Genomic DNA, 22,412 nt, shown 5'->3' on the forward strand with positions numbered 1-22,412 from the left:
TATATGAAAAAAGTATTTGTATTCGTAAGCATTTTCTTTTGTTGTTTCCTTTATAACGTTAAGGAAGGGTTTGCAGCTAGTCCAATGAAACCTAGTTTTGAAGTAAAGTTATTATTGAAGCCAGAACAAGTATTAGGTGATAATAAAGAGATGAAGCAAGAGGTGCTAGAACATTTCCAGGCTGGTACAAAATATGAAAGAATACAAGTGCAATTTTTAGATACTGCGAATAAAAGTTTAAGCGAGGAAGGTTGGTTTGCTAGAATTCGAAAGAAAGAATTTAGTAAAGATTTTGAATTAACATATAAAAAAAGATATCCTATTCCAAATGGTGTAATTCAAGATGCACTAGAAGTAGCTAAAAAAGAAGGATTCGATAGTAATACGGATAGTTATGAGGCGGAAATAGATTGGGGATTTGAGAAGAAAACATTAAGCATTTCAAATAAGAAAAGTTACAGCGCTAAAGGATATGGGATACTTGATTTACCAAATGAACAAGCTGCTCAAAACATGTTAATAGAAAAATTACCAGGGAAAATGAACAAATGGTTGTATACAAATTGGGGAGAGGAAATGTTAAAGAGTTCCCGTATTTACGGTCCTGTATTAATGAAACGATATACAGGAGAGTTTGAAAACATAAAAGCAAATATTGAAATTTGGCCATTAAGTAATACCGGAAAATTAGAAGATGACTTCGTAATAGAAGTGTCATTTAAAACAAATGAAGAAAGTATTGCGACAAAGCAAAGGGAATTAATAATGGCGAGTTTAGAGAAAAAAGGCTGGTTGTTACCGAAAGATAGTTTGAAGACAGAGCTTATTTTTCAGTAAATGAGAAAAAAGGAATCCATATTTCGTGGATTCCTTTTTCCAATATATGAGTATTAAGCTAAGTCAGCTGACACGAACATATCACTATTTTGAAGGTTTTTAGAGCGTAAACTATAAGCAACTACCTTCTTTTTATATTGTTTTACAACATCAACATGCTCCTCGTGACTATAAATATAAAATGTAAAATTCTTTTTGCCACGTTTTGCATTGATAATTAAAGGCGTACCCTCATTGTGTGGTGGTGCATAATAGCGATCTAAAAATAAACCTTCGTTAAAATCATGAATAATTTTTGATTTCTGTTCGCCTTCTACGTTATTTCCATGAATTGTAATAGTCACATTCTCTTCTTCAAGTTTTGGATGTGTTTCGTACTTGCTAATAATGGATTCAATAACAGTGTTAGGAAGGCTAGAAACGATAATTTTAAATGCTCCAAATACAACTAACATTACAATAAACCAAGTCGTCATAGTATATCATCCCCTTTATTCTATTTAATAATATAACTCATATGGTAATAGTACATATGGTGAAGTTTTGTATAATTTGTGAAAAATATGCCATTTTCACGAACGAAATGTTAGAAAAATCAATTTTGTTACAAAAAGTTGAAATCGAAGTATTTTAAAAGAAAAAGGTTTATAATAAAAATATAACTAATAACCACATTACTAATTATAAGGAAGTGTAACTATGAGTACTGTAGCAATCGTATATGGTATTATTCTTTCCACAATTATTGTTTTGTTTTTCGTTGGGGTTTCACGTTATATTCATAAATGGAAAGAAGGCGTTGCGAAATTAAATCACATTGAAGAAGAACTTAGTGATTTAATGTTACATCATGGTAAGTAAACATTTATTTTTTAACTAAACAATGTGAAGAATATCACAAAACGTGCTTTCCTAATGAAGGCATGTTTTTTTGTTGTTTAAGAAAAGAAGTGTTTTTGTATAAATAATCTAATTATTACTTAAAAAGGGAAATTTATTTAGTATAATATATAATATGTTTATTTTAGGGGGAGTATCATGAGGGGATTAAAAGTTGTTGGAATTATAGCTGGAATTACTATAGTAGGCTGTATAGCTTTCTTTTCAGTGAAGGAATATGTCAATTCCAAAGAAGACTCTAATTATGTGCTAAATTACATAAAAGAACATAAGGATGATAAAACAACTTCTTTAATTGTTAAAAGAAATGGTGAAACATTGACATCAATAAATGAAAAAGAAAAATTACCGCTAGCAAGTATGTCGAAAATCGTTATAGCAATTGAATATGCTAAGCAAGTAGCTGAAGGAAAAATAAGAAAAGACGAGAAAATTTCATTGAAAGAATTAGAAAAATACTGATGGTGGTGCACACCCTGCATGGCTAGATGATGTAAAAGGTAAAGAGTTAGTGAAGGGTGGTCAAACTTCTTTAGAAGAAGTAGTGAAAGGAATGATCCATTATAGTTCGAATGCGAATGCATCATATTTATTGGACAAGCTTGGAGCAGCGCGGATAAATGAAAGTTTGAAAGAGTTAGGCTTAAATAGTCACGATGAATTTTATCCAACGTATACAGGGGCATTATATATGAGGGGCTATGTTGAAAAAGAACTGCATATTCCTCAAAATAAAGCATTGGACAAGCTACGTAATATGTCTAATGATGAATATGTTAAGCATGTATGGCAAATACATGAATGGATGAAAGACGAGAAAGAATGGACAAAACGCGAGATATCGTTAAAAGCCGATATGGATTTTCAGCGTATTTGGTCAGATCGGTTTATAGGTGCAAATGCTAAGGATTACATGAGTTTATTGGAAAAGATAAATAGCAGAAATTATTTTACACCACAAATGCAAGGTGAGGTTGAGAATATATTTAAAGGAACCGTAGGAGAGGGTATATTCGAATTTGCTGGACAGAAAGGTGGTTCTACGGCATTTGTATTAACAAATAGTTTCTATGGTACTGATAAAAAAGGGAATAAGATTGAGATTGTCTTTATGATGAACAATTTGAGTGAAAAAGCATTTGAAAAACTTCTAAGTAATATGGATTACTTTATTCGAGATATTGTCATAAGTGAGAAATTCAGAAATAAATTATAATGAAATAATTTTATTATGTAAACAAAGGGGCACTTATGAAAAGTGCTCTTTTGTAATACAGGATTTTCCAATCTTATTATTGAATATAGATGGAAAATAAGAAAGGAGGTTGAAAAATGACAACAATATATTTCGTTCGCCATGCCCATTCTACATATACAAAAGAAGAACGGGAACGACCTTTATCTGAAAAAGGGCACTGTGATGCAGAAAATGTAACGCATTTATTAAAAGATAAACATATTGATGTTGTTATTTCTAGTCCTTACAAAAGAGCAATCCAAACTGTACAAGGAATTGCGAATACATATAAATTATCAATACAAACTGAAGAAGATTTGCGTGAAAGATTATTGAGCACAGAGCCAGTATCAAATTTTAATGATGCTATGCAGAATGTGTGGAAAGATTGGAGTTTTGCATACGAAGGCGGAGAATCGAATACTGTAGCACAAAAGCGCGCTGTAATATGTATACAAAATATATTAAAAAAATATGAAGGTAAGAATATTGTAATAGGTACGCATGGAAATATTATGGTATTACTAATGAATTATTTTAATTGGAAATATGATTTGGAGTTTTGGAAAACACTTCATATGCCTGATGTGTATAAATTAAATTTTGATAAAAATCGTTTCATTTCTGCTGAAAGAATAGAGAAAACAGGTCATCGGTTAAATATTTTGTAAAAGTTTATCAAAAAAAGAGGAAAGAGAGAAGTTATTGTAGAAGTATGACTTTGTAACATAAAAATTATATGTTAAAGGAGGCTGTTTACATGTTTGAGAAAGAGAAAGAAGGGCTTATTGAAGTTCACAACGTATATGAAATTGCACCAGCAGATGGAACAATTATTGGTATGGCAACAGAAGAAGAAATGGAAATTGCTGCTGAACTAGAGCTGCAGTACTATGCCCATTCTCGTTTGCTAGAAGCAAATATTCAGTTAGACGGTTCCTCCTATAAAGAGTTACTTCAGGAGTTCCAGGAGTACGAAAGAAAATCAATGAGCTTTTGGCGAGCAATACATAAGCGTTTAGCTGTGCCATGGGCATGGGTATTACGTATTGATGTTGCGAATGGCCCTATTTATGTAAGTAATGGGAATGCTTATTACGAAGAAATCGATGATGAAGAAGATTATGAATAGATAAGTAAGGAAGCAACTTTAGTTGCTTCCTTTTTTTATTTATAGAGATTGAACAGCCCCAATAATAATATCAGGCCGATCAATTTCGATTCCGTGACCAGCATGTTCGGCAAGTATATATTGGCTATGTATTGAGAGTTGTAATTGTTCATGGATCAGTTCTTGCCACATTGCTTCAAGTTGTGTTGCTTCCTCTTTTGGCATGCCACCATTAGTCAATTGAGTAATAGAATATTGAGGATCTCTACCGATAACGATTAATGGTATTTCTAATGTTTTACATAGCTCTTTTAGTGAGAGAGCACAGTTTTTCCACTCCGATAGTTCAGAAGCTGTCGCTTTATATAATGAAGGCGAGGTAGAGAATCCAATTTGCTGTTTTGATTGATCGGTGAGAATAGGTTTTAGTTCATTATAAAGTGTGTCTACATCCATTTTGGAGTATGTATTATATTTTTCAAGCCACATATCATCCGAGTCAGTTTGATCAGAAATTGGTAAATGAAGTTCATCTAAACGGTGTAAGTTCATCGAAGTAGAATCAACTAAAATAAGTGCTTGCAGCTTATCTTCATGTAACATCGCAAAATGTTGTGCACATAATCCTCCATAGGAATGACCGATTAGAATAAATGGTTCTTGAATAGCTAGTTTGTTTAGTAACATATGTAGCTCTTGTGTAACTTGCCTTATTGTACGTGGCTGATTTCCTAGCTCACTTTTCCCGTAACCTGGGCGATGGTATGAAACGACTGTAAAGTGCTGTGAAAGCTTTTTTATAATAGGAAGCCAATCATAAAATGAGCAAGTCATTCCGGTTTGAATGACTACAGTTTGTTTACCACCTCCTTTTATATGTACTTCTATATTTTGCCCCATTATTTCTACAAATTTATGAATGTTAATTCCCCCTAAGCTTGAAATAATTTTTGAAAAGCAAAAACGATACACCAAACACCTATACCGAGTAGGACAGATGTACTAAGTGTAAATGAATTTTTTAAACCAATATAGACAATAAATAATAGTAGTGCTGATGCGGGGAATCCATATAATACCCCTAAAGCAAATTGACTCAATTCTTGTTTATTCCCGCCTTCAAATGAAATCCAAAATAGACTAAGTAAACTTACGAGAGGAAGAGCAGCAATAAAGCCACCTATCGTACTATAATGTTTGGCGACTTCAGTGATAACGCCGATAATAAGTGCCGAAACTATTACTTTAACGAGGAAATGCATATTTTGCCTCCTTCGCTAATAACGAAAATGCTTTTTCAATTAATTGTAGTTCTTCTTTTGATAACTGTGATTCTAATATTTTTATCTTTTCTTTATCTAGTAAAGTATGTTTTTCTAATACTTCAATTCCTTCAATTGTTAATGTAAGGTTTACCACTCTTTCATCTTTTTTATTTCTCTCTTTAACGATGAAACCCTTTTGAATAAGGCGCTTTATATGTTCAGATGCTGTGTTATGAGAAAGGCTAAGCTCAGTAGCGACTTTTCCAATTGTTATATCTTTCTCACGAGAAACGATTTGTAAAATACGAATTGCTTGGTGGGAAAGATTGTCCTCGTATTCGTATCGTAAGTGATAATAAATGCTCTCCCAATGTTGATTAATGTTGTTCATAATAATAAATCCCCTTTTTTATATCGTATAGTAAGATATATTCGTTGTTTTAGAAATAAAATCCTTTTATTTGGATAAAAAATGTTGAAAAAGTTTATTTTTATTGAAATATAAGGTAATCTATGTGTAAAGGTATACATTTAGCAAGAGAGAGGATGATAGCTGTGAATACATTCAAATGGATGAGTCATGAACAGATGTATGTAGATGAAATACATGTTGAAAAATGTGGTCCTCTTTCAGTCGGCGTATATGGGGGAAATCAAGAAAGTGATGCATATGAACGAGGAGATGCGGTACTTGCTTGGTGGGACCCTGAATTACAATTTGAATTTGTTATGATTTTTGATACACACCACAAAACAAAAAATATTGATTATATAATAGAAGCAATTTCAGAAAGAAAAGAGAAATTAAAAGAGTTATTTTCCTATCCAATACATTTAGCTTTTCATCATACACATATGTACTTATTAGCGTTATTTACAGATGAGTTATTTATTAAAAAGTGTGATCAAGATGATGAGGAACTCGCTTGCTTAATTTGTTTACGAAAAGGCGAATTTTTATATTGGTTATCAGTTGGTGATTGTTTCGCGTATTTATTCCATTCTGAGAAAACGAAAAATGGAAAAGGACGATTAAATAAACGGAAAAATTACGAATATATTGGCAGGAAAAATATTTTTGCAGCAAATACACCTTGCTTTACGTCAGGTGTAAGAGGATTAGAAAAAGGAATGAATCACATTGTAATGGCAACGGACGGTATTTTAGAGTGTGACAAACGAAGGTTTGATGATGATCAATCTTTAGTAGAAATATTACACGACGGAAATAGCTTGCAGATTGAGCCCGTATTAACAAATGTACTGCAGTGGAAAGGTAGAGACTGTGCCACGATTATTGGATGGTCTATTGATACTGATAATAAACAATGTGCTAATTAATATAAAAGGAGTTCAAGGTTTTTATCCTTGAACTCCTTTTTGTTAAGCAATATGGATGTGATATGTTTTCAACCATTCATTTACTTGTAGCATATACTCCATGGCACTTCTTGCTTCAAAATTGTTAATCACTTTATTACTTTGATCAGCAATTGAAAGTAAGATGGAATGGTTAATAAGTGAGAAAATAGGATTGTTTTTATTGTTACACATATCAAGTGTTAAATTACGGATTGTTTGTAAGTAGTGTGGATCTTGTGAAGTTGGATAAGCGCTTTTTCTTCTATTGCGTACATCGTCAGGTAAAGCTGGTTGTAGTGCTCTACGTAAAATGCCTTTTTCAATATTATCAATACTTTTTATGTTGAAAGGAACATTCCATAAATATTCAACTAATCTATAATCGCAAAACGGTACACGAACTTCAAATCCAACAGCCATACTCATACGATCTTTACGGTCAAGTAAGAAAGGAAGGAATCTTGTTAAAAATAAATAAAACATTTGACGTTGTTTCGCGGATTTTTTACTTTCGCCTTCAAGAGTAGGTACTTCAAGTATCGCTTCTTGGAATCGTGTATCAATATAGTCTTCTAGATTACATTGGTTACTTACTTCATTTAGTAGAAGAGGAGATGTATTTTTCCAATTTGTTAGCCAAGGAAACTTATCTACATATAGTAGTTCTTCTTGATGAAACCAAGGATATCCACCGAATACTTCATCAGCCGATTCGCCGGATAAAGCTACGGTCGCATCTTTTTTCATTTCGCAAAATAGTAAATATAGTGAAGTTTCCATTTCACCAGCACTCGGTAAATCTTTTGCATGAAGGGGAACGAATAAGTGATTTGCTAATTCTTCAGCATTCACAATAATATCATGATGCGCTGTCCCGACATGTTCAGAAACGCGTTTTACCCAAGGAGCGTCTAAACCAGTGCGAGCAAATGTCAGTTCGAAATCTTTTGCGCTATTTACAAAGTCAACAGAATACGTATGAAGTGTTTTATTTTCAGCAGCAAATTCTTTACCCGCAAGTGCAGTAATACCGCTAGAGTCTAATCCGCCTGATAACATACAAACGAGAGGAACATCGGCAATTAATTGTCTTTTTACTGTATCTTGTAAAATAGATAAAATATGCGAAGATGTATCTTCTATAGAGTCTGTATGGAACTTACTTTCTAAATTCCAATACTTAGTAACTACTTTTTTATGACGTGTAAATGTTATAGAATGTCCAGCACGTACTTCTTGAATATGTTTAAAGACGCCACATCCTGGAGTGCGAAATAAGCCTAATCCAAATATTTCATTTATTCCATTCGCATCAATTTCAGCAGGGACAGATGGATGCGCTAATAATGCTTTAATTTCAGAGCCGAAAATAATACTGCCATTTCTTTCTGTAAAAAAGAGTGGTTTTACACCTAAATGATCTCGTGCTAAAAACAATTGTTGCTTCTGATCATCCCATAAGGCAAAAGCGAAAATTCCGTTTAAATGTCGTACGCAGTCTTCTTTCCATTCTAAATAAGCATGTAGTAATACTTCTGTATCTGAATGGGTTTCAAATGCATGTCCACATTTTTGAAGCTGCTCTCTCAGTTCACGGAAATTATAAATTTCTCCATTATAAGTAAGAGCATACGTATAATCACCAGCACGAAATGTCTTAGGCTGTGTCCCGCCTTCTGGATCAATTACAATTAAACGCCGGTGTGCAAAGGCCGCATGAGGTGAAAACCAAAATCCTTCAGCATCCGGACCACGATGCTCAATACTATTTGCCATCTTTTTTAAAATAACATGTTGATTTGAAAGGTCTTCCTTCCAATCTACCCAACCTGTAATTCCACACATACACATCTCATCTCCTAATTTTAAAAATAGATTAATGAAATAAAATGTACACTAAATTAAAGAGTGACTATATAAATAGTATACTACATGAATTAAATTGCAGACTTGAGAAAGTTTTCTTTGAATGCATAGTTATGTGAGAAAATGGCTAAGGGAAAGTATTCCATTACATACAAAAAATAAAAAAGATGAGAGAAAAAATTTTCTCAGACGTTATATAGGGTGTAAAAGCTTTTACAAAACAATAAGGGGAATCGCTACATGAAATCAAATGAGAAAAATTTTATAAAAAGATTACAGCGGCAAAAAGAAGACGCGTTAGAATTCGTTGTCGATACATACTTACCACTCATAAAGGGGATCACGCATAAAGTTCTATTTCCCATTCAAAATGATGGACTCATAGAGGAATGTATAAACGATATATTTCTTTCCATTTGGAATAACGCAAATAAATTCCATGGAGAGCCGAGTGATTTTAAAAAGTGGATTGCAGCGATTGCGAAGTTTAAAGCAATTGATTATTACCGGAAATCGACTAAAACAGTAGAAATCATTTCAGATGAGTTTCATATCAGTACAGAAAAATCAGCAGAAGACGAATTAATCGTTATGGAAGATAGGGAAGAATTATTGAAGCTCATTAATCAATTAGAACCGCTAGATCAAAAGGTGTTCATTATGAAATATTTACTTGGTATGAAGACAGAGGAAATAGGTGACAAGTTAGGATTAACTCGGGCAGCAATTGATAATCGAGTGTACCGGGGGAAAAAGAAACTACAACAAAATGCTACGAATATTAGTTTTGGAGGTAGTGCAATATGAAAGACATTTATGAACTATTAAATGATATTGATATAGATGAAAAAGAACTAGAAGAAATTGAGGCTTCTGAAATTGAAAAGGAAAAAGTAAAACGAAATGTAAAACAATCGATACGTACGAAGAAAAAGATGAAAAGTTGGAAAAAAGGTGTCGCTGCTGCATCTGTTTTAGTAGGGTTATCAGTTGCAACTCTTGGTATCGGTTTTCCTACATATGCTGGAGGATTGCCAATTGTAGGTGACATATTCCGATTTTTAGATAATGGTAGAACGGGGTTATATGAAAATTATAAGGAATTTTCGACTGAGTTGAATATGACAAAAGAGAGTAATGGGGTTAAGGTTACAATTAATGATGTAATTTCTGATGGCAGAACATTATCTATAACGTATTCACTGGAAAGTGAGCAGGACTTAGGGGAGGATCCTATCATATTAGGTGGATTGGATATAATGGACGCTCATGGTAGTTCAGGCAGTGGTAAAATGACTAAAGTTACTGAAAAAAAGTATGTAGGTATGGTAACAACGACGCATCATGATAGCAATAAAAAGGACAAAGTAAACTTTAGATGGAATATAGAGAGAATAGAGATGCCAGATAGGAAAAAATCAATACAAGGTAATTGGAATTTCGCGTTAACTGTAAAATCAGTGGATAGTAAAGAGAGAACAATTGGTGGGAGTTCGGAAAAAGAAGGTATAAAAGCAAATATGGAAAAGGTCGCAATATCGCCAGTTTCATTTATTCTTTATTACAATCAAGAGGTTTCTAAGGGCGCGAGGAAAGAATGGGATAGTGTAGATGTTGAATTGACGGTTAAGGATGATTTAGGGAATATTTATTCGGGTGAAGGAAATGGGGGAAGTGGCAACGATCCTTACAATATCCATTGGAGTGCCACCTTCCAAAAACTAAACGAAAATGCAACAAAGCTTATCGTTACACCTCGCGTGCACTTGCGAGTACATACACCTGAAAATCATGGTGGAGTAGAGTATGTGAATGGGAAAGAGAAGAAAATAGAAGTGCCGAAAAAAGAAGCGAAGAGTAAAGATATTGTATTAGATGATATTGTCATTGATTTAAAGAAATAAAAGAGAGACTGCCTAAAATCATTTAGGCAGTCTTTTTTCGTTAAGAACTAGTGACGAATAGTGCATGCGGATGCTGCGTTTTATACTCATCTTTCCACGGAATGTTTAGTTGTTCCCACGATTCGCCGCTATCATTGGATTGAAAGACGCCATTGTTATTTAACGTGTAAAACGTATGTGGTTCGGCTTCGTTTGTAGCAAACATCGAAATGACTGTACCGATTGCAGATGGTAGTCCTTGTTGTACTTGCTGGAAAGGAGTATCTTTCGTTTTTCGATAAATATAAGACTCATAAGGGATACGATGATGAGCGAGATCAGCACTTGGCGCGGCAGAAACGAGAATCGTATCACAATCAGCTGGATCAATTGCCATGCTGTATAAATAATGATGTTCAAGTCCTGCACTACATGAGATCCAACTGTTTCCATTGTTATAACTCTCAAGATAAGCACGATCAGGTCCGCCCATAAATCCGTCACCACATGATGCATAAAGGCGATTTGGTGCTTCAGGGTGCATAAGTAATTGATGAGCATCGATAGGAGCACCGAATTTTTTATCAATCCATGTATGCCCTTTATCGTTACTTTGAATAACAGCACCAGCTTCGATTGAAACGTGTATTGTATTAGGGTTGTTTGGATCAACTGTAATCCAGCGTACGTGATGGGTAAAAGGTCTAGGCGGGAAAGCCCATGTATAAGAAGATAATAATGATTTCATATTTTTAAGTTCAGTCCACGTTTCACCACCATTTTCAGAGCGAAATAAAGCGCTCGGTTCTGTGCCGACATAAACGACCCCATATCCGTTAACTTGTTCATTTGAGCTTATTGTTATGGAAGTGATAGAGGAGTGCAAAATACCATCTTCTTTAGGGAAATCAAAGTAACGATAGGAATCCCCAATTGGTCGCCAAGAATCCCCACTATCGTCACTTAACCATAGACCTCGTCCAAATGTTCCGCAATATACACGGTTTGGGTGGAACGGATCAACAGCGATACAGGTAGGTTGCATATTTTGTAAGTGATAAGTCGTTTCATAGTTATCATTGTGTTCTTTCACTACAACAAGTTCACGTTCCATACAGAGAAATAAACGTTTCATTTAAGTAACCTCCTTCAAAATTCTTTCATTAGTAAACAATATGAAAATAAAAAAGAAGTAGTCTTGTTTTATTTGAGAAAAAGGGATTGTTTAAAAAATAGCGAAGTGTGTATACAGAGGAAGCGGGCGTTTACAATCAGTCAATTCGGGATAAAGGTGGGGAGTTTGTTTCATACTAACATACAGATATTGTACTTAAAGGAGTATAAGTATGGGACATTCGCATGATCATGGTCATTCAAAAAATAAAAAGGCGTTACTAATTGCCTTCCTACTAACAACAAGTTTTATGATTGCAGAAGTTGTTGGTGGATTTGTAACAAATAGCTTAGCACTACTATCTGACGCGGGGCATATGCTAAGTGATGCAGTATCTTTAGCTTTAAGTTTACTTGCGTTTAAACTCGGAGAAAAAACAGCAACAACTGCGAAAACATACGGGTATAAGCGAGTCGAAATGTTAGCAGCATTATGTAACGGTGTCGTTCTTATTGTCATTTCGGTATACATTTTTATTGAAGCAATCCGTCGTTTTAAAGAACCAGTTGAGATTGCTAGTAATGGGATGCTCATTATTGCAGTCCTTGGTCTGCTTATTAATATTTTATCAGCTTGGATATTAATGAGAGGCGGAGATGTGAAAGGTAATTTGAATTTAAGAAGTGCTTTCCTGCACGTACTAGGCGATCTATTGGGTTCCGTCGGAGCGATTATTGCTGCGTTACTTATTAAATTTTTCGGATGGACTGCTGCAGATGCGATTGCTAGTATTCTTGTGTCTATTTTAGTCATTATTAGTGGATGGCGTGTAACACGTGATACGTTTCATATATTAATGGAAGGTGCACCACAGCACATAAATGTTGAAGAGGTAAAAAGTACGTTATTAAATATTCCGATTGTCAAAGAAGTTCATGATTTGCACATATGGTCTGTCACATCAGATTTTCAAGTATTAACATGTCATCTTATTATTAAAGGGAATGAAACGCAAAGTGTATTAAAAGAGGCTACGTATGTATTAAAGGAGAAATTTCATGTAGAACATGTCACCATTCAAGTAGAAATAGATGGTGAATTTAATCATGATGAGACAACTTGCAAAGTATGAAAGAAAAAGGATAAGAAAAAGTGTCATAACATTTTTCGCACGGCATACATATATATAATGTGGCCACAAGTACTTTGCAAGGTAAATATTTCATGAAATTACTTTACTTATAAAGAGTCATCTTTTATAATCAAAAGTGGTAATTGATAGAGATTATCATTTTCAATGATCGTAGAAAGGAGTTTTTTAAAAGATGAGTAGTCAACTCCGTTTTGCTGTTGAAAATCGTAAGAGGCATTTAATTGATGAGTTAATTGGAGCAGGTGTGTTTAAGATTCGCGACCGACAATTATACGAGCTGTCTTTAGAGGAATTGGAAAAAGAGTACGAAGATATGGAAGATTATGCGAATATTCAGGCGTAGCTATATAGATTAGTAAAAAGAGAGCTGGTTACGATTTTGTGTAACCAGCTCTCTTTTTATTTCGTAGAAATTATTTTTTGTATTTCTTTCATGGGACGGAGCCAGTTTTGGGTCATTATTTGTTCCATTTGTTTTTCGTCCTGCTTCTGTAATGCTTGAATGATAGAGTGATGTTCTTCAATAGATTGACTTGCTGGAACAAAGTTTTGGAAAAACAAATATTCAAGACGTAAAACGTGAAGTTGCATATTTTCTAGAAAGGGTTCAATATATTGGTTTTTAGCAATAGAAGAAATTGTATTGTGGAATTGTATATCTAATTCTAAAGCTTGTTTTGCGTTTTTTTTCTCTATAGATTGCTGAAAATGCTCATTTATTTCAGAAAGTAGTTGAATATCAGCGTTTGTAATGTTTTGAAGAGCTTGCTTTCCTATAATAGAGTGAAGACCAGCCATCGTTTCATAAATGATAGATACGTCGTCTAACTTAATAGGAGCAATTTTCGTTTTTTGCCCTGGTACCATTTCCACTAATCCAGAAAGCTCTAATATTTGAAGTGCTTCTCTTACAGGTGTTCTGCTTACTCCTAGTGCCTCAGCCAATTCCCCATCATTAATTTTTTCATTGGGCTTCAGTACACCTTCAATAATCCAATTTTGTAGTTGATTTAAAACGAGTGATTTTGCTGAAACTCTTCCTGGTTTTTTATAATTTTGAGGGACAGGCATAGTGAATTCAATCCTTTCATTGTATATTTTCCTTTTTTGCATGAACAAGCTTTAATTTTTGTTTCCCTTCATCCGGCTTTTGGCTTAAGATGAGCACCATTACAATGACACAAAAAGCGCCTAATAACTGAAAAGATTGAAATGGCACTTGCAATATAAGTACAGAAGAAATAATAGCTGCGAGTGGTTCTGTGCAACCAAATAATGTTGTTTCTTTCGGAGTCAGGTATCGTATGCTGTCTAAGTATAAATAAAAGGCAATAAGTGTCCCGAAAATGACGACAAATGTGATGAGCGGTAGGGTACTTAGTTTTACATATTTCATAGTTGATAATAAAATGAATTCGTTTGTAGAAATAAAGTGTACAATCGTTACACCAATACCCCCAATAATCATGCCCCATCCAACGATAACGGAGGAAGACCATTTTTCTAACAATTCCTTTGAATATAAACTATAAAAAGCGAGAGATAATCCAGATAAAATCCCCCAAATAATAGCTGGTGTAGAAACAGCCAAGTTATGAACAGACCCGTTTGTTAGTAAGAGAAAAGTGCCTACTAATGAAAGGGTAATTGAAATGAAATCAATTTTTGATGGACGAACGTTCCATTTGAAAAGTAAGTATACAGTGATGAATATAGGAGCTAAATATTGTAATAATGTTGCCACGGCAGCATTTCCTTCTTTAATTGAAGCGAAATACGTATACTGTACAGCAAGCATACCGAATAGACCAAACAAAATCATTTTAATAGCATCAGATTTTTGTTTCCAAATGCTAAATATCTCTTTTTTTCTCGTTCCGAATGAGGAAATAATGAGCAAAATAATTCCAGATATAAGTAAACGGATCGTAACTAACCATTCGGTTGAAACATTGTCATATTGAAAAAGTTGTTGTGCAGCTGTACCAGACAAGCCCCATAAACAAGCACCGATTATGACCATTATAATTCCTTTTAATCGATTTGAATCCATATGATCTAAAATTCTCCTTTCTAAAAATACAAATTGAATACAATATGCAATATATCACAGAATGACTCATTAATAAACTGAAATTTCTAATTTGTTTTTTATGTATAGTAAAATATTGTAGAGGAGGGGGAGTATATGTTAGCTGGATTTTTAGTTTGTTTATTTGTTGGGTTACTTATCATTTTTTTAGGGTATCAAATACATGTGAAAAAGAGGGTGTTTTTGTTAGCAGGATATCAAGAAGAAACGTTTGTTGGAGATAAAAATAAATTAGCGAAGCTTTCAGGATCATTTTCTTATATAGTTGGAGTTGCTACTATAATATTACCGCTTGGCTTAGAAAAAATAGGTAATGTAGTTGGTATCGTATATGCTATATTAATTGTTTTAGGTACAATTGTATTCATAATTAAAGCAAACTTATTAAATAAGAGTACTATAAAGTAAAAAGGCTTCATTCTACTGAAGCCTTTTATTAATTGTTATGAAGTATAAGTAAAAGCCGGGATAGGATCAATAAATGTATTCCAGTTTTGTTGCATTTCTTTTTCTGTTAATAGACAATCATCTAATGATTGTTCAATTAACGAACGGTTCATATCAATTCCAATAAATACGAGTTCGGTTATTCGATCTCCATATTGTTTATCCCAGTTTTTCAATACTTCTGGTTCTTCTGTAATCATTTGATTTCTTTCAGTTTCAGGTAATGCCGCTATCCACTCACCGGCTCCTTGAATTGTAATAGAGGAACCTGCTTGAGATAGAAGCCCTATCATATTATTACGAGATGCCAGCCAGAAGAATCCTTTCGCTCTTACAACATCTAAAGGCCATCTTTCTAGCCAATTCATAAGGCGCTCGGGATGGAAAGGATATTTGCGGCGGTAAACAAAGGAATTGATACCGTATTCTTCCGTTTCTGGTGTATGATGGTCACTATTTAATTCTTGTATCCAGCCGGCCGATTGACTGGCTTCTTCATAATTAAATAGATTTGTGTTTAAAATTTCTTGTAATGGTACTTTGCTAAACGAAGATTCAAGAACTTTTGCAGTAGGATTTAATTTTTTTAGTAAATGATGAAGCTCTATCACATCTTCTTTTTCTAGCAAATCTATCTTATTAAGAATAATTACGTTTGCAAATTCAATTTGATCTATTAATAAATCAATAACTTCTCGGGTATCATTCTCATCGATGGCTTGTTTTCGGTCTAATAAACTTTCTCCATCTGCAAAATCATCCCAAAATCTATTTGCATCTACAACTGTAACCATCGTATCGAGGCGACAATTTTTCGTTAAATCAATGTTAAGGACTTCGTCTGTATAAGTAAACGTTTGAGCAACTGGAATAGGCTCACTTATACCAGAAGATTCAATAATAATATAGTCAATATCACCATTTTTCACAAGACGATTCACTTCTATCATTAAATCTTCTCGTAGTGTACAACAAATACAGCCATTTTGAATCTCTACTAGTTTTTCCTCCGTACGTGAAAAACCACCCTTTTTTATAAGAGATGCATCAATGTTTACTTCGCTCATATCATTAACGATAACAGCTACTTTTAAGTTATTCTTATTAGTCAAAATGTGATGTAGTAAGGTGGTTTTTCCAGATCCTAAAAAACCACTTAATACAGTGATAGGTACTTTTTTCATGAAATGATCTCTCCTTTAAATCGTAATGATTACGTTTTATATTAAACGATAGGGAAAGAAAAATCAATAATAAATCATAATGATTACGATTTAAGAATAGAAATAGACTATAAAATTTGTGCTGTAGTATGAAGCATTTGGACAAGCACATGTTTACATGTAAATAAAATGGAGGCGAGAAGCTTGGTCTTTAATAGAGTTTCAAAAGAATTAGTAGGCATAGCTCTTATCGCTATGTTTCTCTTTTTATTATTTTTTGTAGATTTTACAAGTCTAGTAAATTTGCACAAAAATATACCGCAGGAATGGCTGAATGTGAATACGGTATTTTTAAGTATCATTTTTGAAGCAATACCTTTTATTTTATTAGGGGTAATTGTTTCTTCATTTATTCAAGTGTTTGTGACGGAAGATATGATTCAAAAAGTAATGCCGAAATCTCCAATTGTTGCAATGATTCCAGCAGTATTTGTGGGAGTTCTTTTTCCAATGTGTGAATGTGTCATTATACCAATTGTAAGAAGACTCATTCAAAAAGGGCTACCACTTCATGTAGGCATTGTTATTTTATTGAGTGCACCCATTATGAATCCAGTTGTTCTTTTATCTACTGTATATGCGTTTCCAAAAAATGATTACGTTGTATATGCACGCTTTGGGATAACAATTTTAGTTGCTCTATTTATAGGGCTAATTGTGTATTACTGCTATCGCGAAAGAAATGTTTTAAAAGACGTAGAGGTTTCAGTTCAAATAAGCAAAAAAAAGAGTTGGAAAGATGTTATGAATCACATTGTAGATGAGTTTTTTGATACTGGTAAATATTTATTGATAGGTGCTTTTTTAGCAAGTGTATTTCAGACGTTTTTTGATCGGAATATACTGGATGCAGTAGCACATAACGAAGTAATTGCCCCTTTTATTATGATGGGATTTGGTTATGTTTTATCAATTTGCTCTGCAGCCGATGCTTTTATAGCTGCATCTTTTGGACATGTTTTCTCGGTAAAGGCACTTCTCGCATTTCTTGTGTTTGGGCCTATGCTTGATATGAAAAATACGTTAATGCTATTTGCGTATTTTCAAAAGAAATTTGTATTCTTTTTGATGGGAATTGTCATTGTATCTGTGTATACCATCCTGCAAATCATAATGTTATAGGAGGTGAGAAAGAATGGAGAAAGAGGAGCAGAAGGCGTATCATCGCTATATACGTGGCATTATTTTAATTGGTTTAGCAATGCTCTTATTTAAACTACTTGTAACAGGAAATATTTATAATTTTATCGCTCCAAAAATGATCAAATTTACGTATATAGCTTTTGTAGTAATTTTAATTTTTGGTATTGTACAAGTTTGGGGAGATGGAAGAGAAAAACAGCATGATTGTAATTGTTGTAAACATCATACAACATCAAAATCAGGGATAAAAAGTTTCTTTGTATATGTTTTATTTGTTGTTCCGATAGTTAGTGCTTTTCTCTTTGGAAGTGTAACAATTGATGGAAGTTTAGCAGGAAAAAGGGGTATGAATCAAAGTGTACAGGCGAGAAGTCTGGAAAGAAACGAAAAAGAGGGGAAACAGGTTAAGTTTGATGAGCGAGAAGTATTAGTTGATTCAGAAGAAACATCAAATTTAGCAACGACTTATAAAACGGAAGAGCAAGTAGTAAAAAGTATGTTAGGACAGCGTAAACTACAAGTAAAGGATAAGGATTATGTTCAAACAATGAATGTAATTGGTCAAAATATTAATTGGTTTAAAGGGAAAGAAATTACATTTTTAGGGTTTATATATAAGGATAAAGATGTGACGGGTAATAAAGCAGTAGTGGCTCGATATGGCATAACTTGTTGTATTGCGGATGCATCAGTCTGGGGGATGATTGTTACCGGGAAAAATATTGAAAAAATTCCAGAAGAAACATGGGTGAAAATAACAGGATTATTAGATGAAACGACATATAAAGGAACAGTCTTTCCACTTGTAAAAGTAAACAAAATCGAGAAAATTAATAAGCCAACTGACCCATATGTATATGATGCTTTACCTCAATAGAAAAGAATAAATTCTTCATATTTTCATGAAATAGAATCATAATCAAGGCGATAAAAAAATAAAGATAAGAGTAATTTGGTTTGTTAAAAATATGTGCAGAAGGAGTTATGCGATGAACTGGGTTACTCATAAACCATCATTTGAATTTGAAACATTTAGTCCTATTATTCGGTCACAATCTGCGTGGAGTGGACATTTAGATTTTGCATATGACTTAGTACGATTTGAAAAACCAGAAACTTTAGTTGAGTTAGGTACACATTTAGGAGCTTCCTTTTTTAGTTTTTGTCAGGGAGTAAAAGATGGAGGGTTATCGACTAAATGCTTTGCAGTAGATACTTGGGCTGGAGATGGGCATACAGGTCCATATGGAGAAGGGGTTTTTCAAATAGTAGAAAAAGTAGTGAGCGATAACTACCTTAATATAGGAAATTTAATTCGATCTACTTTTGATGATGCTGTAGACCGGTTTCAAGATGAAACGATAAATCTTTTGCATATTGATGGCTATCATACGTATGAAGCTGTTTCTCACGATTATAATACATGGCTACCGAAAGTCGCGAAAAACGGTATTGTATTATTTCATGATATTGAAGTTAGAAGTAGTGATTTCGGCGTATATAAGTTTTGGGATGAGGTAAAAGCGAAGTACCCTCATTTTCAATTTGCGCATTCATATGGACTGGGAGTGTTATTTCCGAAGGGTTGTAGTGATAAGTTTGAGGAAATACTTAAAAATAAAGAAGAAATACAAAATATGTATAAATAAAGATAGGGCATACATCATTTTTATGATGTGTGCCCTATTTTTTATGTAGAAAATAATGGTGTGAATTAAAAAGCGAAGATAGTTGTAAAAAGTTTTATTGCAGCAAATATTAAAAAAGTTAGTATGGGATTTTTCTTTGTAAATAAAGTGAAGCTTTAATACGTTCATATCAATTCGGAATTTTACAGTAGTTAATTTCTTACCTAAGTGCTTTGCACTTACTGAATTTTGAGACGGGGGTCTTATTGGCCGAAAATATCGGGATAAATAAAAATACAACATTTTTTATATTTTTCATTGCGAAAAACGTAATCTACTTTTACAATAGAAAGGGTTGTGAATATATTATACTGGAAAAATAAATCGAAATAATATGAAAATTTTGTTTTGTCTTCGCTAATTGTATATTACATACATGTAAGACGACATACGTCATGTTATCGACTTGTAAGGAGAGAAAAAAATGAAAAGTGTAAGATTACCATCGATGCTAGAAATCATAGTTCTTTTATTACTATTTCTTGCTGTTGTCTTTTCCTTCCAAACGATTTTTGATCTCCCAATTCAATTAGCGCTATTTATTTCATGGTTTTTAGTAATTGCGCTTGGATTAAGATTAGGATTTCGTTATCAAGAATTGCAAGATGCAATTACGAAAGGGATTTCTAACGGATTAGAAGCGATACTGATTTTAGTTGCAGTAGGTGCTTTAATTGGAACATGGATTGCTGGTGGGGTAGTACCAACATTAATCTATTATGGATTAGAATTTATTCACCCTAGCATATTCCTATTAGCAACATTAATTATTTGTTCTATAACTTCTATCGCAACAGGAACGTCTTGGGGAACAGTGGGAACAGCAGGTATTGCTATGATGGCGATTGGTGAAGGACTTGGTTTACCACTTCCGCTTGTTGCTGGTGCAGTTCTTTCAGGAGCTTATTTCGGCGACAAATTATCACCACTTTCTGATAGCACAGTTCTTGCAGCTTCTATGGCGAAAGTAGATGTTATTGCTCACGTTCGAGCTATGCTCGTATTAGATGTTCCAGCTTATATTATTACTAGTATTATGTTTACTGTAGCTGGTTGGATGTATGGCGGCGATAATGTAGATTTGAATCGAGTAGAATTTTTAAAAGAAGCTTTATTAAAGCAATTTGATATTAAAATATGGATGCTTGTTCCGGCGGTCATTGTTATCGTTCTATTAGCGATGAAGAAACCGTCTATGCCAACAATTGCAATGGGAGCTTTAATTGGTGCAATTTGGGCAACCCTTTTCCAAGGGATGAACTTTGGAGAGGCGATTGGAACAGCTTATAACGGATTCTCAATTCAATCTGGTGTTGAGTTTGTTGACAAGTTATTAAACCGTGGTGGAATTAACGGCATGCTTGGCTCAGTAGCCGTTATTATTTTCGGTTTAGGATTTGGTGGATTACTTGAAAAACTAGGTGTTTTAAAAGTAATCGTATCAAAATTTGAGAAGAAATTAAATTCTGCAGGTAATGTAACATTGTCTACATTAATCGTGGCATTCTTAGCTAATATATTTGGTTGTGCGATGTATGTATCACTAATTTTAACACCAAAAATTATGGAAGATAGCTATGATAAATTAAAAATAGACCGTCGTGTATTAGCGCGTAACTCAGAAGTAGGTGGAACGTTAACTTCAGGTATGGTTCCATGGTCTGATAATGGTATTTTTATGGCTGGTATTTTAGGTGTAGCAACGTTCTCATACGTTCCGTTTATGTGGTTAAGCTTCGTATCGTTAATTTTAGCAGTTATTTACGGATATACAGGCAAATTCATCTGGTATGTAGATGATGCCGATAAAGGAAAGCAAGCATCATAAAATAAAAATCACCTTCTACAATATGTAGAAGGTGATTTTTTTATTTTTTAATAGCATTTGCTGAAGTTATTTCATTCTCATATTTAGCAATTTTTTGTTGTATCTTTTTTAAGTTTTTTTCAGTGTCTTGAATGAGCTGTAAGACATTGGTCTCCTGTTGTTTCATTAATTCTAACCTTTGAAGGATGGTAGATTCTCCTTCCATAGACCAGTCGATAAATTGTTTTATTTTTTGAATTGGCATACCAGTGTTTTTTAAACACAAAATCATCTCTAAATATTTCAGTGCTTCTTCATCAAAAACTCGATCTCCTTTTTCGTTTCTTTGCAGAAAAGGAAACAGTCCTTGTTTATCGTAATAACGTATTTGAGAAATAGTTAAGTGTTGCATTTTGGCGACTTGCCCAATTGTATAATACATATCATTCATCCTTTTATTACCAAGGTATAATGCCATCTTTGTTAAGTATTTTACCATTATAGTTTGTTTCACTTAATGCATATTTAATAATAATTTTAGCACTTTCAGTGGTTGTATGGCCACCGGGGGAATTTCCATTAAGATCCGTAGTTGTAAAACCAGGAGTTACCCCAAATACTTCTGGACCGTTAGTGGCAAATTCTTTACTAAAAGCTAATGTTAAAGCATTAATAGCTGTTTTTGAAGAATTATATCCTAGTGTATTAATTGGATGTGTTTCACCATTAGCAAACATTGTTAGTGAGGCCATGTCAGTTGTTACATTTATTATTTTACTGTTGCTTGAATTCTTTAATAATGGTAAAAAGGCTTGCATCATTTGGAAAGTTCCAAAAAAATTAACTTCAAATCCTTGGCGTAAAGTTTCAATATTTAATTCACTAGGTAGCATATTGAAGTCTAGCGCTATGCCTGCATTATTAATTAATAAATGTAAGTGATCAGTCGTTTCGTAAATTTTCTTTGTTGCTTCTTGAATGGATTGTGAATTTGAAATATCTACTTGAATATAGGAAACGTTTGAAACATTTAAAGATTCTACGGCTTGTTGTCCAAGTTGTTCATTACGAGCACCTAAAAATACGTGATAATCTTTTTCTGCTAATTGACGAACAAGTTCATATCCAATTCCTTTATTCGCACCTGTTATAAAAGCATATTTTTTCATATTGAATTCCTCCAGTAATGTTATAGTAGGTTACAATGGAAAGGATACAGCCTAAACTTAAGTTTAGGTCAAGAGGAATTTTTTTAAATAAATATAGAATATCTATATATAAGAG

Annotated in this window: 26 protein-coding genes and 1 pseudogene; 16 read left to right on the top strand and 11 right to left on the bottom strand. The window is 33.5% G+C overall.

Translation table 11 applies throughout. From position 1 onward, the window contains the following. The first annotated feature begins 3 nt into the window (after positions 1–3). On the top strand, positions 4–837 hold the full coding sequence (locus ES895_RS06270) for a hypothetical protein (protein ID WP_098963634.1): 834 nt from the start codon (positions 4–6) through the stop codon (positions 835–837). Between the two features lie 53 nt (positions 838–890). On the opposite strand, the gene ES895_RS06275 is transcribed toward ES895_RS06270, so the two are convergent. Further along, a complete protein-coding gene (locus tag ES895_RS06275) occupies positions 891–1,313 on the bottom strand; it encodes a YfmQ family protein (protein ID WP_000214592.1) in 423 nt (140 codons plus the stop codon). 41 nt (positions 1,314–1,354) lie between these two features. Here ES895_RS06275 and ES895_RS06280 point away from each other — a divergent pair, with 41 nt between their 5' ends. The 5 genes and pseudogenes from ES895_RS06280 (at position 1,355) to ES895_RS06300 (ending at position 4,106) form a co-directional block, all read left to right on the top strand. After that, positions 1,355–1,471 carry a hypothetical protein gene (locus tag ES895_RS06280; RefSeq protein ID WP_001987133.1) on the top strand — a complete coding sequence of 39 codons (117 nt, stop codon included), beginning with the start codon at positions 1,355–1,357 and terminating at the stop codon, positions 1,469–1,471. Positions 1,472–1,536: 65 nt separating this feature from the next. Next, complete coding sequence (locus ES895_RS06285) at positions 1,537–1,698, top strand: hypothetical protein (RefSeq protein ID WP_000108701.1); 162 nt, start codon at positions 1,537–1,539, stop codon at positions 1,696–1,698. A 177-nt stretch (positions 1,699–1,875) separates the two neighbouring features. Beyond that, positions 1,876–2,953 (top strand): annotated as a pseudogene (locus tag ES895_RS06290) (serine hydrolase). Positions 2,954–3,069: 116 nt separating this feature from the next. Beyond that, entirely contained in the window at positions 3,070–3,645 is a 576-nt protein-coding gene (locus tag ES895_RS06295; RefSeq protein ID WP_000208268.1) for a histidine phosphatase family protein, read from the top strand. An 89-nt stretch (positions 3,646–3,734) separates the two neighbouring features. Then, complete coding sequence (locus ES895_RS06300; RefSeq protein ID WP_000461766.1) at positions 3,735–4,106, top strand: hypothetical protein; 372 nt, start codon at positions 3,735–3,737, stop codon at positions 4,104–4,106. Positions 4,107–4,145: 39 nt separating this feature from the next. Here the strand turns inward: ES895_RS06300 and ES895_RS06305 are convergent, their stop codons facing one another. Genes ES895_RS06305 through ES895_RS06315 form a run of 3 tightly spaced genes read right to left on the bottom strand, consistent with a single transcriptional unit; the run spans position 4,146 to position 5,741 of the window. Beyond that, positions 4,146–5,057, bottom strand: coding sequence for an alpha/beta fold hydrolase (locus tag ES895_RS06305; RefSeq protein ID WP_002102939.1), 912 nt, complete (start codon positions 5,055–5,057; stop codon positions 4,146–4,148). After that, positions 5,018–5,347, bottom strand: coding sequence for a DUF3147 family protein (locus ES895_RS06310; protein ID WP_000545641.1), 330 nt, complete (start codon positions 5,345–5,347; stop codon positions 5,018–5,020). Before ES895_RS06310 ends, ES895_RS06305 begins: the two co-directional genes overlap by 40 nt. After that, on the bottom strand, positions 5,331–5,741 hold the full coding sequence (locus ES895_RS06315; RefSeq protein WP_001059784.1) for a MarR family winged helix-turn-helix transcriptional regulator: 411 nt from the start codon (positions 5,739–5,741) through the stop codon (positions 5,331–5,333). Before ES895_RS06315 ends, ES895_RS06310 begins: the two co-directional genes overlap by 17 nt. 122 nt (positions 5,742–5,863) lie before the next feature. Between ES895_RS06315 and ES895_RS06320 the strand changes: the two genes are divergently transcribed. Further along, positions 5,864–6,691 (top strand): PP2C family serine/threonine-protein phosphatase, encoded by an 828-nt coding sequence (locus tag ES895_RS06320; protein ID WP_002004821.1) that lies wholly within the window; start codon positions 5,864–5,866, stop codon positions 6,689–6,691. Positions 6,692–6,733: 42 nt separating this feature from the next. On the opposite strand, the gene asnB is transcribed toward ES895_RS06320, so the two are convergent. Further along, on the bottom strand, positions 6,734–8,557 hold the full coding sequence (gene asnB, locus ES895_RS06325; RefSeq protein ID WP_000333936.1) for an asparagine synthase (glutamine-hydrolyzing): 1,824 nt from the start codon (positions 8,555–8,557) through the stop codon (positions 6,734–6,736). Positions 8,558–8,818: 261 nt separating this feature from the next. Between asnB and ES895_RS06330 the strand changes: the two genes are divergently transcribed. Further along, positions 8,819–9,385 carry a sigma-70 family RNA polymerase sigma factor gene (locus ES895_RS06330; RefSeq protein ID WP_000839999.1) on the top strand — a complete coding sequence of 189 codons (567 nt, stop codon included), beginning with the start codon at positions 8,819–8,821 and terminating at the stop codon, positions 9,383–9,385. Then, on the top strand, positions 9,382–10,482 hold the full coding sequence (locus ES895_RS06335; RefSeq protein WP_135238205.1) for a DUF4179 domain-containing protein: 1,101 nt from the start codon (positions 9,382–9,384) through the stop codon (positions 10,480–10,482). Before ES895_RS06330 ends, ES895_RS06335 begins: the two co-directional genes overlap by 4 nt. 40 nt (positions 10,483–10,522) lie before the next feature. Here the strand turns inward: ES895_RS06335 and ES895_RS06340 are convergent, their stop codons facing one another. Beyond that, complete coding sequence (locus ES895_RS06340) at positions 10,523–11,596, bottom strand: WD40/YVTN/BNR-like repeat-containing protein (protein ID WP_000825296.1); 1,074 nt, start codon at positions 11,594–11,596, stop codon at positions 10,523–10,525. A gap of 211 nt (positions 11,597–11,807) precedes the next feature. Here ES895_RS06340 and ES895_RS06345 point away from each other — a divergent pair, with 211 nt between their 5' ends. Together ES895_RS06345 and fbpA are read left to right on the top strand one after the other, a co-directional pair. Then, positions 11,808–12,707: a cation diffusion facilitator family transporter gene (locus ES895_RS06345; protein ID WP_135238206.1), complete on the top strand. Its 900-nt coding sequence runs from the start codon at positions 11,808–11,810 to the stop codon at positions 12,705–12,707. A 193-nt stretch (positions 12,708–12,900) separates the two neighbouring features. Continuing rightward, positions 12,901–13,071, top strand: a complete 171-nt coding sequence (gene fbpA / locus ES895_RS06350; protein ID WP_000098302.1) for a Fur-regulated basic protein FbpA — start codon at positions 12,901–12,903, stop codon at positions 13,069–13,071. A gap of 56 nt (positions 13,072–13,127) precedes the next feature. Here the strand turns inward: fbpA and ES895_RS06355 are convergent, their stop codons facing one another. Next, positions 13,128–13,799, bottom strand: coding sequence for a GntR family transcriptional regulator (locus tag ES895_RS06355; protein ID WP_001987091.1), 672 nt, complete (start codon positions 13,797–13,799; stop codon positions 13,128–13,130). A gap of 16 nt (positions 13,800–13,815) precedes the next feature. After that, the gene (locus ES895_RS06360) at positions 13,816–14,781 is read right to left on the bottom strand and encodes a DMT family transporter (RefSeq protein ID WP_000378087.1); all 966 of its coding nucleotides are present in this window, start codon (positions 14,779–14,781) and stop codon (positions 13,816–13,818) included. 135 nt (positions 14,782–14,916) lie between these two features. On the opposite strand from ES895_RS06360, the gene ES895_RS06365 reads away from it, so the two are divergent. Next, entirely contained in the window at positions 14,917–15,228 is a 312-nt protein-coding gene (locus ES895_RS06365) for a DUF3784 domain-containing protein (protein WP_098021421.1), read from the top strand. A gap of 35 nt (positions 15,229–15,263) precedes the next feature. On the opposite strand, the gene ES895_RS06370 is transcribed toward ES895_RS06365, so the two are convergent. Further along, entirely contained in the window at positions 15,264–16,451 is a 1,188-nt protein-coding gene (locus tag ES895_RS06370; RefSeq protein WP_135238207.1) for a GTP-binding protein, read from the bottom strand. 168 nt (positions 16,452–16,619) lie between these two features. Here ES895_RS06370 and ES895_RS06380 point away from each other — a divergent pair, with 168 nt between their 5' ends. From ES895_RS06380 to nhaC, 4 genes are all read left to right on the top strand, one after another. After that, the gene (locus ES895_RS06380) at positions 16,620–17,612 is read left to right on the top strand and encodes a permease (protein ID WP_002061090.1); all 993 of its coding nucleotides are present in this window, start codon (positions 16,620–16,622) and stop codon (positions 17,610–17,612) included. A gap of 13 nt (positions 17,613–17,625) precedes the next feature. Further along, positions 17,626–18,510 carry a TIGR03943 family putative permease subunit gene (locus tag ES895_RS06385; RefSeq protein ID WP_000409931.1) on the top strand — a complete coding sequence of 295 codons (885 nt, stop codon included), beginning with the start codon at positions 17,626–17,628 and terminating at the stop codon, positions 18,508–18,510. A gap of 112 nt (positions 18,511–18,622) precedes the next feature. Further along, the gene (locus ES895_RS06390; protein ID WP_001104673.1) at positions 18,623–19,282 is read left to right on the top strand and encodes a class I SAM-dependent methyltransferase; all 660 of its coding nucleotides are present in this window, start codon (positions 18,623–18,625) and stop codon (positions 19,280–19,282) included. 463 nt (positions 19,283–19,745) lie between these two features. Continuing rightward, a complete protein-coding gene (gene nhaC, locus ES895_RS06395; RefSeq protein ID WP_000843992.1) occupies positions 19,746–21,149 on the top strand; it encodes a Na+/H+ antiporter NhaC in 1,404 nt (467 codons plus the stop codon). A gap of 40 nt (positions 21,150–21,189) precedes the next feature. Here nhaC and ES895_RS06400 read toward each other — a convergent pair whose 3' ends face one another. Together ES895_RS06400 and ES895_RS06405 are read right to left on the bottom strand one after the other, a co-directional pair. Next, a complete protein-coding gene (locus tag ES895_RS06400; protein ID WP_000291861.1) occupies positions 21,190–21,570 on the bottom strand; it encodes a MerR family transcriptional regulator in 381 nt (126 codons plus the stop codon). 16 nt (positions 21,571–21,586) lie between these two features. Then, a complete protein-coding gene (locus ES895_RS06405) occupies positions 21,587–22,297 on the bottom strand; it encodes an SDR family NAD(P)-dependent oxidoreductase (protein WP_000759549.1) in 711 nt (236 codons plus the stop codon). Positions 22,298–22,412 lie beyond the last annotated feature (115 nt).

It is taken from the genome of Bacillus sp. 007/AIA-02/001, from assembly GCF_004634455.1.
Classification (GTDB): domain Bacteria; phylum Bacillota; class Bacilli; order Bacillales; family Bacillaceae_G; genus Bacillus_A; species Bacillus_A cereus.